The 13,750-nt window shown below is 70.8% G+C and carries 12 protein-coding genes and 3 pseudogenes; 5 read left to right on the top strand and 10 right to left on the bottom strand.

Features of this window, described 5'->3' with window-relative positions; all coding sequences use genetic code 11:
- Nucleotides 1-28: 28 nt before the first annotated feature.
- From IE239_RS30825 to IE239_RS30805, 5 genes are all read right to left on the bottom strand, one after another.
- Nucleotides 29-1,285 carry a hypothetical protein gene (locus IE239_RS30825; protein ID WP_229878410.1) on the bottom strand — a complete coding sequence of 419 codons (1,257 nt, stop codon included), beginning with the start codon at nucleotides 1,283-1,285 and terminating at the stop codon, nucleotides 29-31.
- Complete coding sequence (locus tag IE239_RS30820) at nucleotides 1,282-1,971, bottom strand: zinc finger domain-containing protein (RefSeq protein WP_190152715.1); 690 nt, start codon at nucleotides 1,969-1,971, stop codon at nucleotides 1,282-1,284. The genes IE239_RS30825 and IE239_RS30820 overlap by 4 nt, the downstream gene beginning before the upstream one ends.
- Nucleotides 1,972-1,980: 9 nt before the next feature.
- Nucleotides 1,981-2,823: a helix-turn-helix domain-containing protein gene (locus IE239_RS30815; protein WP_190152714.1), complete on the bottom strand. Its 843-nt coding sequence runs from the start codon at nucleotides 2,821-2,823 to the stop codon at nucleotides 1,981-1,983.
- A 409-nt stretch (nucleotides 2,824-3,232) separates the two neighbouring features.
- Nucleotides 3,233-3,436, bottom strand: a complete 204-nt coding sequence (locus IE239_RS30810) for a hypothetical protein (RefSeq protein WP_190152713.1) — start codon at nucleotides 3,434-3,436, stop codon at nucleotides 3,233-3,235.
- 177 nt (nucleotides 3,437-3,613) lie between these two features.
- Nucleotides 3,614-5,056 (bottom strand): recombinase family protein, encoded by a 1,443-nt coding sequence (locus IE239_RS30805; RefSeq protein ID WP_190152712.1) that lies wholly within the window; start codon nucleotides 5,054-5,056, stop codon nucleotides 3,614-3,616.
- Between the two features lie 23 nt (nucleotides 5,057-5,079).
- Here IE239_RS30805 and IE239_RS30800 point away from each other — a divergent pair.
- Nucleotides 5,080-5,520: pseudogene (locus IE239_RS30800) on the top strand (aminotransferase class I/II-fold pyridoxal phosphate-dependent enzyme); the annotation flags it as partial.
- A gap of 136 nt (nucleotides 5,521-5,656) precedes the next feature.
- Here the strand turns inward: IE239_RS30800 and IE239_RS30795 are convergent.
- Nucleotides 5,657-6,007 (bottom strand): hypothetical protein, encoded by a 351-nt coding sequence (locus IE239_RS30795; RefSeq protein WP_190152711.1) that lies wholly within the window; start codon nucleotides 6,005-6,007, stop codon nucleotides 5,657-5,659.
- Nucleotides 6,004-6,489 carry a prevent-host-death family protein gene (locus IE239_RS30790; RefSeq protein ID WP_229878409.1) on the bottom strand — a complete coding sequence of 162 codons (486 nt, stop codon included), beginning with the start codon at nucleotides 6,487-6,489 and terminating at the stop codon, nucleotides 6,004-6,006. The genes IE239_RS30795 and IE239_RS30790 overlap by 4 nt, the downstream gene beginning before the upstream one ends.
- Before the next feature lie 180 nt (nucleotides 6,490-6,669).
- On the opposite strand from IE239_RS30790, the pseudogene IE239_RS30785 reads away from it, so the two are divergent.
- A pseudogene (locus IE239_RS30785) lies at nucleotides 6,670-7,107 on the top strand (aminotransferase class I/II-fold pyridoxal phosphate-dependent enzyme); the annotation flags it as partial.
- 236 nt (nucleotides 7,108-7,343) lie between these two features.
- Here the strand turns inward: IE239_RS30785 and IE239_RS30780 are convergent.
- Entirely contained in the window at nucleotides 7,344-7,736 is a 393-nt protein-coding gene (locus IE239_RS30780) for a type II toxin-antitoxin system VapC family toxin (RefSeq protein WP_190152710.1), read from the bottom strand.
- Nucleotides 7,736-7,987, bottom strand: a complete 252-nt coding sequence (locus IE239_RS30775; protein WP_190152709.1) for a hypothetical protein — start codon at nucleotides 7,985-7,987, stop codon at nucleotides 7,736-7,738. The genes IE239_RS30780 and IE239_RS30775 overlap by 1 nt, the downstream gene beginning before the upstream one ends.
- Before the next feature lie 474 nt (nucleotides 7,988-8,461).
- Between IE239_RS30775 and IE239_RS30770 the strand changes: the two genes are divergently transcribed.
- From IE239_RS30770 to IE239_RS30760, 3 genes and pseudogenes are all read left to right on the top strand, one after another.
- Entirely contained in the window at nucleotides 8,462-11,305 is a 2,844-nt protein-coding gene (locus IE239_RS30770) for an SCO1167/SCO6262 family helicase (protein WP_190152763.1), read from the top strand.
- Nucleotides 11,302-12,615, top strand: coding sequence for an SWIM zinc finger family protein (locus IE239_RS30765; protein ID WP_190152708.1), 1,314 nt, complete (start codon nucleotides 11,302-11,304; stop codon nucleotides 12,613-12,615). The genes IE239_RS30770 and IE239_RS30765 overlap by 4 nt, the downstream gene beginning before the upstream one ends.
- 156 nt (nucleotides 12,616-12,771) lie before the next feature.
- Nucleotides 12,772-13,209 (top strand): annotated as a pseudogene (locus IE239_RS30760) (aminotransferase class I/II-fold pyridoxal phosphate-dependent enzyme); the annotation flags it as partial.
- Between the two features lie 77 nt (nucleotides 13,210-13,286).
- On the opposite strand, the gene IE239_RS30755 reads toward IE239_RS30760, so the two are convergent.
- Nucleotides 13,287-13,742, bottom strand: coding sequence for a hypothetical protein (locus IE239_RS30755; protein ID WP_190152707.1), 456 nt, complete (start codon nucleotides 13,740-13,742; stop codon nucleotides 13,287-13,289).
- Between the last annotated feature and the right edge of the window lie 8 nt (nucleotides 13,743-13,750).

The raw sequence follows: 13,750 nt of genomic DNA, 5'->3' as shown, positions 1-13,750 counted from the left end.
ATGGGTGGTTAGAGGTGCGGGGGTGCGTTCAGTGGGGGTGGCCTGTACGGGCGGGCGCCTGGTGCTCGGCCTTGACCGCGTTGACGACGCTCTGGGCAAGGTCGGTGCCGATCTGGTGGCCGTCGGCACGGACGGCTGCCTTGAGGGAGTCACGCGAGAGGCGACCCGTCTCCCGGTAGATGCGCTCCGCGTACGCGATGAGGGCATCCCGCGGCAGGTCGGGCTTGCGACCCGGGCGTTTCGGCTCCGGCTTCTCGCCAGGCTCGGCACCCGCGTCTCTGCCCGTACGCACCTCCGCGCCTGGATCAGTAGCGGATTGAGGGCGGCCGATGGATTCCGGGCGGTCCGACCGGTGTATGCCTTCGTCGCCCGGATTCGGTACGGCCTCCGGGCGCTCGGGCCTTGCCCGCTTCGCCGCGGCAGTGCTGGGCTGGCTGACTCGGGCTCCGGGCGTCTCCCACCGTTCGGGCAGCGGGAGCGAGGCCAACTGTGTGGCCTGCTGTCGGGTCCCGAGCTTCCGCAGCAGCAGCTCGTCCTGGCGAAGATCACCGTCGACGTCGGCCGTCTCCAGCGCTTCGTGCAGGCGCCGAGTCGCACGCCGGCCACGCCACTTGTTGCGCTTCGTCTCGGGCATCGCTTCGATGCGGAGGATCAACGTGACGGCCCGGCTCAGGGCACGCTCGCGGATGAGTCGTGCGGCATCGACGTCCTGGTCGTGGATGCCCAGGCGCGCCAGGAGTCGCTCGCGTGCCTGCCGGCCGAGGATCGCGAGCAGGCTGCGTGAGGCGGCCTCGGGGGTGTGGTTGCGTAGCTCGATGCCCATGGCCAGGTGCCAGAGGACTGCGGCCATGACCGGGCCGATCAGGGCGCGGACCATGCCGCCGACGGGACCGGACTCAGCGTAGGCGGGGATGATCTGGCCTCCGGTGATCACCCATACCAGGACGCCAGGCGGCCCCGGCGCCTGCCTGGGACCCTTCAGGTTCTGGCGCGCCATCAAGGCCATTGCGAACAAGGCCAGTTCAGCGGTGGCGAACATGAAGGCGCGCTCGACGGTGCTGCCCATGTCGAGGTAGTCGGCGGCGAAGCGCCAGCTGGTGTCCGCGCTGTAGGCGGTGCAGCCGATCGCGGCGACAGCGGCAACCGGGATGGCGGCGGTGCCACGTCGCTGCCCGACCCCGGGCCTCCGGGTGCGTCGGCGCAGCAGCCATCCAGCGAGCAAGGCGACGACGAGGAACGGCGCGCCGATGGCGAGCAGGGACGAGCGTTCGAAGGGGTAGGTCACGCAGCTCCCTGTCGGGTGATTTCCGCGGCGGCGAGGTCGAGGCGCGTCGGGTGAGGCGTGGTGCGGGGCGCATTGCCTCGGGCGCGGCCGTCGGGGCCCACGCGTCGACTGCGGCAGGGTTCGCCCTCGCGGGCATGGCACCACGGGCACCCGACGCCAAGGGAGTCCGGGAGCCCTGCGGCGACGGCGGCCTCGCGTGCGGCACGGGCCGGACGGTAGGGAGCGAGCGCGGCGCGGATTGTCGATGGGACGCACGATCCGATGGCGCGCACGCGGGCCTCCACGTCGGGGTGCGGGCCACCGTTGGTGAGCTGCCGGTGCGTCGAGGGCGCAGCCGTTCCGGTGGCCACGGCCTGCCGGGTGCCGAGCAGTTCGGCCCGCCATGCGGTCGGGTCGTCGGGGTCGGCGGCCGGCGCGGGGTCGGTGTGCCGGTCGAGACGGTCGTGGCGGTACGTGCGCCACGCGCGGGCGACGTCCACGGGCAGGATCGGGTAGGGAGAGCCGAGGACGTGCGCCCGAATCGCCTCGCGGACATCCCAGCCGTGGTCCGTGGCGAAGGGGACGTCGTGGAGCAGTTCGTGCCACTGGGCGAGCTGGTCGCGGGCCTCGCCTGGGTCGGTACGGATCGTGCGGGGGTCCAGGCGGCCGATGTAGGCGAGGACGGCGGCGACTTCGCGACGTTCCAAGGGGGTGGGTTACTCCATTCCTGTCGGTTCGTCGAGGGCGGCGAGGAGGGCGGCGGTGTGTGCTTCGGCGCGGGTCATGCCGCCTGCGAGTGGGACGGCACCGCCGGGCAGGGCGCGGAGGTTCGGCCATTCCGGGGTGGGAGTGCGTTCCCGGGCGATCCATGTGCGCCAGTCGGCGCCCCACGCGGCGGCGGGGCGGAGCGCCCACGTCGCCCGGTAGGTGCGCCACTTCTCGTCGGCCGCCCACAGGCCGTACTCGCCGAGTCGGGCGAGGTGCCCGTCGTGCCGCAGCCAGGTCCAGGTGGCGTCGTCGATCTCCCACTGGGCGGCGGTGATGAGGGAGGCAGAGCTGCTGCTCTTACCGTTCACCTTCGGTTCACTACCGTTCTGGGGGTCGGAATCCGTGCCCCCTGAGGGCTGGAATCCGGTCCCCCCAGGGGTCGGAATCCGGTCCCCGGGGCCGTTATCCCGCTCCCCTTCGAAGACGTCGGCAGGGTCGGATTCCGACCTTCCGAGGGTCGGAATCCGACCCCCCGGAGGGGCCGAATTCCGGTCCCCCTCGTCTGCTTGGTCGGCGAGGAAGGAGGCGGCGATGGGGAGGTGGTAGTACGTCTCTCCGCGCGGCCCCTTGCGGCCCGCGAGCTGCGTCAGCTCCCCGCTGGCGATCAGCTTCGTGAGGGCGTCGCGCACGGCCGTACGGGAGGCGTTCGAGCGCTTCATGAGGGTGGGCACGGACGCGTACGCGATGCAGCGGCGATCGCGGCACCGGTCGGCGATCAGGGCGAGGACCATGCGGGCGGTGCCCTTGCTGTTGCTGTGGTCCCACACCCATTCGCGGGCGTCGTAGCTCATCGGGTGGCGGCTCCTTCATCAGGGCAGGCGGATGCGACGGGCCCTCTTCGGGCGGTGCACAGGGTGGGGGTGGGGTACGGTCCCCGGTGCCGACGTGTCGGTGAGGGCCGCGAGGGCACGGGGGATGAGACCCGGCCACGGTTGATTCCTTGGCCCAGGGCGCGCTGGGGTTTCTGTTTCTGCGGGCCAGCACTCCAGGCGGAACACCAAGACAGCCACACCCGCGCGCGAAGATCCAGCGTTCGGCCGAGAAACCACACAGCTCACGGCGAACGCGTCCTTGGCTGCGTCTCCGAAGCTGCTAGCTGGTGCGCTGATACCGGTTGCTAGCGGCTGCAGGGCCGCTCTGCGAGCCAGTGCCGGCCGTCCTCGGACCCGCGACGAGGCGGGACCGTACCTCCGGCTCCAGTCAAGCTGCCTGGGCGTAGGTCGAGGCAGAGAGCAGGTCCGCGAGCCGCGCGGCGCTCTGTGGGCTGATCGTCGTCGTGAACCCCGCGCACACGCGCTGGAGAGCGGCGTCCCTCGCCGAGTCCACCTTCTGACGGACGGCGCGAGCTCCTTCGGGGGCGATGACGGGCTGGATGACGGCGGGTTCGGTCTGGCGTTGGGGCATGGACGTCCTCAGGGCGGCGTTCGGTCGGCGACCCGCCGGTGTGTGGTGAGGGGCCGGCGGTTGGCTGGGGAGGTCCATGGTCCGGAGAATCGCCGGTTAGGCTAACCGGCGATCGTCGGCTATGTTGCGCCCTTCATCGCCTCGGTCGGCAGGGCAAATTCCACCGGCCTCGCCCCGCTACAGCGGGTTCTGCTCGATGCTGATCCGGTCCCAGTCCATGTACCGGCCGAACTTCTTGGGCTCGTCGATGACGATCCCGGAGAAGAGGAACCGCAGCACCGCGTTGCGCCGCTCGTCCGTCATGTCCTCAGCGTTCCAGGCAGCCCGCGCGCCCGCGCCCGTCAGACCGTCGAGGAGCACCATCGGCCGGACGACGACCTTGCGCTGCGCCTTGGCGATCCGGTCGGTGATCTCCTTGCGCATCTTGCGGTACTCCGCCGTAGAGATCTCCTTCGCGGTCCACATCTGGTTCAGCTCGCCGAGCAGCCGCTGGTCGTCCTCCAGCTCCTCGGTCACGCTCTCGGAGAGGTTGCTGCTGGCGAGTCGGCCGTCCACCCGCAGTTCGCCGAGAAGCTTGACCGCGGCGTCAGCGACGAAGTCCTCCAGCGTCTGGGCCATGATCGACCGGGTGCACTTCTTCTCGTCGTTCCGGCCCCGGCGGTTGCACTGGTAGACCGGCCCTGTGCCCTTGGCCGTACCGGACATCAGCGTCCCGCACCGCCCACACATCACCAAGCCGCGCAGCAGGTAGTAGCGCTGCGCGGGCTTGCTGAGCGCCTCCCGGTACACCGCCGACCGGTACTCACGCCGCGTCCGCACCTCGGCCCACACGCCCGCGTCGATGATCGCGGGCCAGGTGCCGGGGCCGGCCTCCTCACCCTGATGCATGCGGATTCCGGCGACGTGGCGTGAGTCGAGCAGAGCGCGGACGGTGCCGCTGTTCCATGCCTTGCCGCTGGCCGTGCGGATGCCCCTGCGGTGGAGGTCCTTCGCGATCGGCGCCGCTCCCTCGCCCTTCAGGTAACGGTCAAAGACCTCCCGGACGATCTCGGCCTCCTCCTCGACGATCGTCATCCCGTCCTTGGTGTAGCCGAATCGCCTCACACCGCCCTGCGGCTTCCCCTCTCGAGCCCGGTCCTGCATTGCGGACTTCAGCCGCCGCGAGGTGTCGTCCGAGGAGCGGCAGGCGTGCGCGACCTCGATGCGGAGGATGAAGCGGTCGTCGGGGTCGGATAGGTCCCGCCGGTTCGCCTCACCGTGGAGCGTGATGGCGTGGTCGTCGGAGACCTGGAGCAGTTCCTCCAGGTCCCGGGGCTGCCTCATGAGCCGGTCGGGGTGGTAGGCGATGATGTGCCGGAAGCCGCGATTCCGGGCGTCCTCCAGCAGGCGGTCCCAGCCGGGTCGCTTCCGCTTGCGGCTCCAGGCCGAGCGGCTGTTGTCCACGAAGATGTGGGCGGGGTCGATGACGAGGCCGCGTCGTTCGGCGACCTCGCGGCAGATGCGTTCCTGGCGGTCGACGCCCGTCTGATCGTCGTCGTCCGCCTGGGATATGCGGCAGTAGATGGCGGCCGGTTCACCGGCGGTGCTGGAGTTGCCCCTGGTGGGCCTGTTGCGCGACACGCGAATGAGTGTACGAACGTGGAGTCGCCTGGGTCACGGCGGCGCCGGGTCTGGTGTCGGCGGTGCGGGCGGCGAAGCAGTACCTGACGTACGTGGCGTCCGGCCCGTTCCAGTACGCCGTCGCCGAGGCGCTCCGCCTGCCCGACGCCTACTTCACGGCCTTCCGCGACGACCTGCGCGCCAAGCGGGACCTGCTCGGCGCGGGCCTCACCGACGCCGGCTTCGCCGTCTTCCGGCCGACCGGCACCTACTTCGTCACCACCGACATCCGGCCCCTCGGCGAGGGCGACGGCCTCGCCTTCTGCCGCGCCCTGCCTGAGCGGGCGGGTGTCGTCGCGATCCCCAACGCCGTCTTCTACGACCACAAAGAGGCCGGCGCACCATACGTCCGGTTCGCGTTCTGCAAACGCACCGAGGTACTGATGGATGCGGCGGAACGGCTCCGCAAAGCGTTCGCGCACTGACCGCCGCTGCATGGGGTCAGTCGTCCTTGGCACGGCCGTCCTCCGACTCCGGTCGGCCCGCCACCTGCACTGCAAGAGCCCATCGCAACCCGCACCCCGGTTCGCCTTGCCTTCCGCACGGGCGCAACGCCGGAGGCTATTCGGTGTCCTTCGGGTGTCGCGGGGAGGCGTACACAAGGATCACAGTCGAGGTGTCCGGGCTGACCAGGTAGCGGACCCGGCCGCCGCTGGTGATCTCGTACTCCCACTGCTCCAGCTCGGAGCCCTTCCATTCCCTGGTGGCGTGTCTGCCTCGGAGCTGGTGCTGGCGGTTCCAGTTAGCCCGCGACAGCGGGTCTGCGCGAAGGGCTTCCAGGCAGCGATGCGCGTTCGGCAACGCCACCCGGCACAGCTCCTCCCAACCGGTCGCGGCCTCCGTCGTGCCGTAAATGACGCTCCAGCCGCTCAGCGGAGGAACACTGACCCGATCGCCTTTCTTCGGACTCACTCGTGCACCTCGACGGGGCCGAGGTCGACGTCACCGAGCGGACGGAGCGCTTCCCTGAGCTGGTCAGGATCGGCGTTGATGCGGGCAGTGGCCCGCCACGAGACGATCGCTCGGTGCACAGCCTCCCTGGCGCCCAGTTCAGCGGCGTCGGACAGCGCTTCCAGAAGCTCAACAGTGAATTCCCGGACTTCCTCAGCGTCCAGGTGGCGCACCCACGGGAACACCTCGGGCAGCGCGAGCAAGAGCGACTTGGCACCGTCGTCCTGCTTCAACAGAGCAAGGAACAGCCGGGACGCCGTGGTCAGGTTTTCCTCGGCGCGCTCTGCGTATATGGCCGTGGTCAACATCATGTCGGGCGCGTCTCGGTGCGTAACACGCAGACATCCCAGGGCGGCGGCCCTGGCGGCGACAGCCTTCGGGTTCCGCGACAGATCGGTGAACGAGACAGACTCCGATTCGAATGCCAAGGGTGCGATGTTCATACTCAGACTGTACTCTGATTGTGCTCTGATTTCTGTAGCGCGAGGTGGATAGCAGCTGAAAGCCCCACTCCTGCGACAGGGCCCACCCCCTCCGACGCTGCTGCTGCGCCGACAACGAGCACCGGGGAACCGACCTGGCCCGACGCGGAGCCAGGAAACAAATGGATGCATGAACACGGAGTCACCTGGGTTACCGGCGCCCCCGATCTCGTCGCCGCCGTCCGCTCGGCCAAGCAGTTCCTGACGTACGTCGCCTCCGGACCCTTCCAGTACGCCGTGGCCGAGGCCCTGCGCCTGCCGGACTCGTACTTCGAGGAGTTCCGCGCCGACATGCGGGCCAAGCGCGAGCTGCTCGCGGGCGGTCTGGAGCAGGCCGGATTTACGGTCTTCCGTCCGGCCGGTACGTACTTCATCACCACGGACATCAGGTCACTCGGCGAGTCGGACGGCTTCGCCTTCTGTCGTGCGCTGCCCGAGCGTTGCGGGGTCGTGGCGATCCCGAACGCGGTCTTCTACGACCACCGCGAGCAGGGCGCGCCCTTCGTCCGGTTCGCGTTCTGCAAACGGGCGAGCGTTCTTGAGGAGGCGGCTTCCCGGCTCAAGGGGCTGGCCGCGTAGTAGCCAACAACCGTACGAGCGAGGGTACCGGCCGCACGGCATCGGCTGCTCCGAGCCGCCGCGCACAACACCACCACACCGGAGGAACCACGCAGCGCGCCCGTGACCTGCGCAGACATCGATCGACGGACCCGTACGCGCCTACGAACTGCGGAACTCAGATGGCTGATGGCCGTGCGCGGTCGGGGGCTTGCGTAGCGTCATGCGTGAGCGGGTGTGCCCGCGATCTGCACGCGTCAGGCTTTGATGACCTCGACGGCGGGTCCACAGAGCAGGCTGATGTCCTCAAGGTCGGAGGTGAGGACGGTGACGGGTCTTGGCGCCGAGCGTGCAATGGCCGCGAGGACGGCGTCGATGGCGTACTTGTGGCCGCTGAGGTGATGGTCGCGCAACAGTGCTGCCGCTTGGTCGGTGACGCTCTTGGTGACGTCGTGGACGTCGATCCGGGAGAGTACCCACCGGATGCGGGCGGGGTGGATGCGATCGTAGTCCGCCTCGAGCGTGGTCATGGCGGTCGTGGCCACGCGGATGCCCTCTTCCGAGGCCGCTTGGACGAGAGCCAGGACCGTGCGGTCTTTGAGGTAGAGCTTGGACAGGCCCTCGCTGTCGAGGAGGAGCGTGCCGGGCATCAGGCTGCGGCACCGCTCGAGTCGCGCTGATCATGGCGCAGTACGGCGCGGGCCGCTTCGATCTCCTCCCGGGACAACGAGTCGTTGTCGGTCTCGAAGTCGGCGACCATCTCACGAAGCTTGTCCATGGCCACACGCTGCTCGAGGGCCTCGGCCACGTAAGCGGAGAAGCCGCCTGGACCTACATGGGTACGTGCGGCCTCAGCGAGGTCTTCAGGGAGGCTGATCGAGTATTTCTTGCTACCACTCATGGTCCAGATCCTACCAGGGGTAGCAATTCGGTGTCTCTGAATCCGGGCTGGGCGGATGGCCTGTAGTGGCAGGCAGCCGAGCGAGGTGTCAGCGGGCAGGGAGACTCGGCGCCAGATCGGCGGGCTGGTGCCTCGCAGGGCGATCTTCAACTGTTAGGTCGGCACGCGCTCGGCGGTCACGGCGAAGGGTTCCCTCAGGGCGGAGGCGGATTCCGGCACCGGCAACGGGCTGCGATCGCGAAGGGGTCGCGCCGGTCCCTGGCGAGTGCCGGTGACATCTTTCCGCACTGCGCCGAGTGGGCGAAACACTTCTGGCGTTCCCTGCCCATCCGCGCGGATAGCCTTGACCCGCCCAGGGCGCGTGGGCTACCCGCGCCCTCGCGAACAGTTGCAAAAGCCTGGCCAGGAGTGGGCGTGGTGGCGAAGACTTACCCGTCGGCGGAGCCCGAGTCGGCGACTTGGGACCGGGAACGGATGTTTGCCGGGTTGCCGGAACTTGCCCTGGGCGAGGCGGTGTTCCTTCCCGAGGACCCGCCCCGGATGGGACGGATGGCGTTCTGGACGCCTGGTAGTGAGCCACCGGACCGCGGGGTGGAACCCGAGGAACTCACCGTGGTCCGCCCGCACGGCTCGTCCGTGCGCCGGGCACGGGTGGTCGCCGTTCTGTTGCCGGTGGAGCAGGCGCTGCCGCTGCTGACCCGCTGCCGTGCGCTCGGCGCGGACGGCAGCGGGCGGGCTTCGGCCGGTACCGCGTTCTGGGGCACAGCGGCCCTGCTGGGGCTGCGTCTGCTCGCCCGGGGCCGGATACTGCCCGGGGTGTCGCCGGAGGGATTCGACGCCTGGCGGGTCGGCCCGCTGGACACCGAGGACCATGAGCGGCTGACCGCCCTTGCCGCCGCGATGCCTCCTCAGGCCCGCGCGGTCGCGGTTCCCGGACTCTCCCGCCTCACGCTTGCGGCGGCCGAGCCGCTGCTGCGGGCCTTCCTTGACGCCGTGGCCGATTCCCTCGCCCGCCCTCCCGCCGCCCGCCAGGTGACCGGCGGACCGGCGTTCGCGGCGCGCGCTCCGCAGTCCGTACCCGAGCAGCGGGCGTGGGCGGCGGAGGTCGCCGCCGGCCGCGACGCGGGTCTGGCTGTCTCACTGCGGCTGGAACTGGACCGCGCGGACTCCTTCCGGGCCGTGGTCCAGCTGCGCAGCCTGGCCGATCCCACGGTGCTCGCTGACGCCGCGGACCTGTGGTCCGGCCACGCCACCGCCCCCGAACTGTTCGGCCCACGGGCCAAGGTGGACACGCTGCTGACGCTCCGCCGGGCCACCCGCGCCTGGCCCCCGGCCGGACGGCTGCTGGACTCCGCCGCCCCGGCCGACCTGGAGCTGTCCGACGAGGAGGCCCGGTCGCTGCTGGGCGACGCGGCGGAAAGCCTTGCCGCCACCGGGGTCGCCGTGCACTGGCCCAAGGAGCTGGTACGCGAGCTGACGGCCTCCGGCGTCCTGGAACCCGTACGCCGCCAGGGGACGCAGTCCGCGGCCGAGTCGTTCCTGTCCTCCGGCGGCCTGCTGGACTTCCGCTGGCGGGTCGCCCTCGGAGACCGGGAACTCACCGAGGAGGAGCTGGAGCGGCTGGTCCAGGCACACCGGCCGATCGTGCGACTGCGGGACCAGTGGGTGGTCGTGGACCCGGATCTGGTCCGCCGGCTGCGCCGGGCCGCACAGTCCACGACGACCCCGCTCACCCCGATCGACGCGCTGGGCGCCGCGCTGACCGGCAGCGTGGAGGTGGACGGCGAACAGGTGGCGGTCACCGCGAGCGGCGTACTGGAGGAGCTGCGCTCCCGGATCGCCGACCCCGAGGCCCGCGCCGCGCGCGAGCCCCAGGGGCCGCCGAAAGCCTTGGCCGCGACCCTGCGCGACTACCAGCTGCGCGGCCTGAACTGGCTGCACCGGATGACCTCGCTCGGCCTGGGCGGCTGCCTCGGCGACGACATGGGCCTGGGCAAGACCGTGACCCTGATCGCTCTCCACCTGCGTCGCCAGGAGGGGAAGACCACCGCCGGCCCCACCCTGGTGGTCTGCCCCGCCTCGCTGCTCGGCAACTGGGAGCGCGAGATCCGGCGCTTCGCACCGGCCACCCCGGTGCGCCGCTTCCACGGCCCCGGCCGCGACTTGGCGGGCCTCGACGGCGGAGCGGACGGCGGCTTCGTCCTGACCACCTACGGGACCATGCGCCGCGACACCGAACGCCTCACCGAGCAGCCCTGGGGCCTGCTCGTCGCCGACGAGGCCCAGCACGTCAAGAACCCGCACGCGCTCACCGCCCAGGCCCTGCGCCGGATCCCTTCCCAGGGACGGGTCGCGTTGACCGGCACCCCGGTCGAGAACAACCTGTCGGAACTGTGGTCACTGCTCGACTGGACCACCCCCGGCCTGCTCGGCACGCTCACCTCCTTCCGTGACCGCTACGCCACGGCCGTCGAGGGCGACCGCGACGAACAGGCCGCCCGGCGGCTGGCCACCCTGGTCCGACCCTTCCTGCTGCGCCGGCGCAAGTCCGACCCCGGCATCGCGCCCGAACTGCCGCCCAAGACCGAGACCGACCAGCCGGTGTCCCTGACGAAGGAGCAGGTGTCGCTGTACGAGGCGCTGGTACGCGAGCTCATGGCCGAGATCGAGGAGAGGCAGGGCATGGCGCGGCGCGGCCTGGTGATGAAGCTCCTCACCGGCCTGAAGCAGGTCTGCAACCACCCCGCGCAGTTCCTGAAGGAGCCCGCGGGTGCCAGGCTCGCGGGCCGTTCGGGGAAACTGGAACTCCTGGACGAACTCCTCGACACCGTCCTGGCCGAGGACGGGTCTGCCCTGGTCTTCACCCAGTACGTGGCCATGGGCGCGCTGATCGAGCGCCACCTGGCCGACCGCGGCGTGGGCACCCTGTTCCTGCACGGAGGCACCACGGTCAAACGCCGCGAGGAGATGGTCGACGCCTTCCAGACCGGCAAGAAGAAGGTGTTCCTGCTGTCCCTCAAGGCCGCCGGGACCGGTCTGAACCTGACCCGGGCCGGACATGTCATCCACTACGACCGCTGGTGGAACCCGGCCGTGGAGGATCAGGCCACCGACCGCGCCTACCGGATCGGACAGACCCAGCCGGTCCAGGTGCACAAGCTGATCGCCGAGGGCACCGTGGAGGACCGGGTCGCCGAGATGCTCCGCCAGAAGCGGGAACTGGCCGATTCGGTGCTCGGCTCGGGCGAGGCGGCCTTCAGCGAACTGAGCGACAGCGAACTGGCCGAACTGGTCACACTGCGAAGGACGGGACGATGAGCAGACGCATCCCGGCTCAGAGGGAAGCCGCGCGCACCTTCGACGCACTTCCGCCGGCCAAGGGCAGCCGCGCGCCCTTCGCCGACTCCTGGTGGGGCCGCGCATGGCTGCGCTCCCTCGAGGAGTCCTCCCTGGACTCCGGCCGCCTCTCGCGCGGCCGGACCTACGCGCGCGGCGGCGCGGTCGGACCCGTCACCGTCGCCCCCGGCTCGGCTGCCGCCCCGGTGCAGGGCAGCCGCCGCACCCCGTACCGCTCCACGGTCCAGGTGGAACAGCTGACGGACCGGCAGTGGGACCGGCTGCTCGACATGATCGCCGAGCGGGCCGCCAACATCGCCGCCCTGCTGGACGGCGAGATGCCCGCCGGGCTCGCCGACGACGCCGCGGCCGCCGGCGTCCCGCTGCTGCCCGGCCCACGGGACCTCGACCCCGAGTGCAGCTGCCCCGACTGGGGCTACCCCTGCAAACACGCCGCCGCCCTCTGCTACCAGGTCGCCCGGCTCCTGGACCGCGACCCCTTCGTACTGCTGCTCCTGCGGGGTCGCGGCGAACGGGAGCTGATGGACGAGCTCGGCCGCCGCAACACCGCCCGAGCCTCCGCCGAAGCCGCGGTGTCCACGGCAACGGCAGGCGCAGATCGGGACGGGTCCCCGGCCCGGCCCGGCGATCTCGCAGGGCCCGCCTTCGCCTCACGCGCCGACCTGCCGTCCCTGCCCGCCCCACCCCCGCTGCCCGAACGGGCCGGCCGCGGCCCCGCGCTGGTGGACGCGGCCGTCCCGGAGCCCGGCGTGGACCCGGCCGCGCTCGAACTGCTCGCCGCCGACGCCGCGATGCGTGCCCGGCATCTGCTCGCCGGAGCCCTCGGAGCGCGGCATGCCCATACCCTCCCGCCCCTCCCGCTCACCGAGTGGCAGGACGCCGTCCGCTTCGCCGCCGCCCACCCCGCCCCGGAGGTCTTCGCCCGGATCGCCTCGAACTGCGGCCGCACCCCCCGCGACCTCGCCGCCGCCGCCCGCGCGTGGCGGCACGGCGGCACAGCGTCCCTGGACGTACTGGAAAGCTCTTGGATCCCACCCGCCTCCCGTCTGGAGCGCGACCGCGCGGCGCTGCGAGCGGACTGGGCCGACGGCAGACCGCCCCGGCTCCGCGCCTGGCGCAACCGCTGGACCGTCGAGGGCCGCGATGCCCAACTGCGCATGGGCCGGGACGGTATGTGGTACCCGTACACCAAGGACCAGGGCATCTGGTGGCCGGCCGGACCGCCTGACGCCGATCCCGCCGTGGTCCTGACCGCTCTCCTCGAAACATGATGCTCGGGGTGTCCTGCGATCCACCGATTCCGTCCCCGGCCGCACGTCGCGTTCGGTCGCGCGGCGGAGATGCGCGGATCGGTCGGCGCCCCGACCGGCGACGGCGGACTGCGGTGAGCCCAGTGCACCACCTACGAATGAGTGTGTGAACGATGAGTCGCCTGGGTTACCGGCGCCCCCGATCTCGTCGCCGCCGTCCGCTCGGCGAAGCAGTACCTGACGTACGTGGCGTCCGGCCCGTTCCAGTACGCCGTCGCCGAGGCGCTCGCGCTGCCGGACACGTACTTCACCGCGTTCCGTGAGGACATGCGGGCCAAGCGGGATCTGCTGGCGGCGGGGCTGGCGGACGCGGGCTTCGGGGTGTTCAGGACGGCCGGCACGTACTTCATCACCACCGACATCCGCCCGCTCGGCGAGAGCGACGGTTTCGCCTTCTGCCGTTCGCTGCCGGAGCGCGCGGGCGTCGTCGCCATCCCGAACGCGGTCTTCTACGACCACCGCGACGCGGGCGCTCCGTTCGTGCGGTTCGCGTTCTGCAAGCGGACGGGGGTGCTGGAGGAGGCGGTGGGACGTCTGAAGGCGCTGGCGGGCTGACGACACGCCCCGGGTGCCGTCCACGAAAGGAGGGCGGGCGTTTCCCGGCAGTTCCGACCTGCGGACGTCGTCTTGCGTCAGCTGGGCAGGGGCGTCGTACTCGACCAGAACGCGGACCGCACGTTCGGCTCCGGCAGCGTCTGCCTCGAGTAGTCGGGGCCGTTCGGCTTGCTCGTCGGCTGAGCGACCTCGGACTTCTCCACGCACGGGGTGGTGACGCTCAGATGGGCCTGGCCGTTCGGCCCGATCAGAACCTCCAGCTGGAACCCGTCCCGAGTCTCGAAATTGGCTGCAAGGCCGTTCGGACTCGTGGCGACGAGCTGGTAGCCCCTGCTCTTCCAGTGGCGTTCCAGGACGCCGAGGAAGCTGCCGCGCCGTTCGGCGGAGATGACCGTCATGACGGAACGGTCACGGTCCACGTAGCAGTCACCCGGCATGGAGTACAGGTGCGTCCACTGAACCGGGGGCTTGATGGCCTCGAACGCCTCGTCCAGAATCGCGTCAGCCCTGTCGGCAGCCTCCTGCAGGTTCATCTTCGACC

This window comes from Streptomyces humidus, from assembly GCF_014649655.1.
In the GTDB taxonomy this organism is placed as follows: Bacteria; Actinomycetota; Actinomycetes; order Streptomycetales; family Streptomycetaceae; genus Streptomyces; species Streptomyces humidus.
Note: the sequence above shows the minus strand (reverse complement) of the source record. Positions and strands in the feature narration are given on the sequence as shown.

Bases quoted from the DNA above. Each gene is read 5' to 3' on its own strand.
- IE239_RS30770 (WP_190152763.1), top strand. From the start codon at position 8,462: ATGTTTGCCGGGTTGCCGGAACTTGCCCTGGGCGAGGCGGTGTTCCTT.
- IE239_RS30755 (WP_190152707.1), bottom strand. From the start codon at position 13,742: ATGAACCTGCAGGAGGCTGCCGACAGGGCTGACGCGATTCTGGACGAG.
- IE239_RS30790 (WP_229878409.1), bottom strand. From the start codon at position 6,489: ATGAACATCGCACCCTTGGCATTCGAATCGGAGTCTGTCTCGTTCACC.
- IE239_RS30815 (WP_190152714.1), bottom strand. From the start codon at position 2,823: ATGAGCTACGACGCCCGCGAATGGGTGTGGGACCACAGCAACAGCAAG.
- IE239_RS30765 (WP_190152708.1), top strand. From the start codon at position 11,302: ATGAGCAGACGCATCCCGGCTCAGAGGGAAGCCGCGCGCACCTTCGAC.
- IE239_RS30810 (WP_190152713.1), bottom strand. From the start codon at position 3,436: ATGCCCCAACGCCAGACCGAACCCGCCGTCATCCAGCCCGTCATCGCC.
- IE239_RS30780 (WP_190152710.1), bottom strand. From the start codon at position 7,736: ATGCCCGGCACGCTCCTCCTCGACAGCGAGGGCCTGTCCAAGCTCTAC.
- IE239_RS30775 (WP_190152709.1), bottom strand. From the start codon at position 7,987: ATGAGTGGTAGCAAGAAATACTCGATCAGCCTCCCTGAAGACCTCGCT.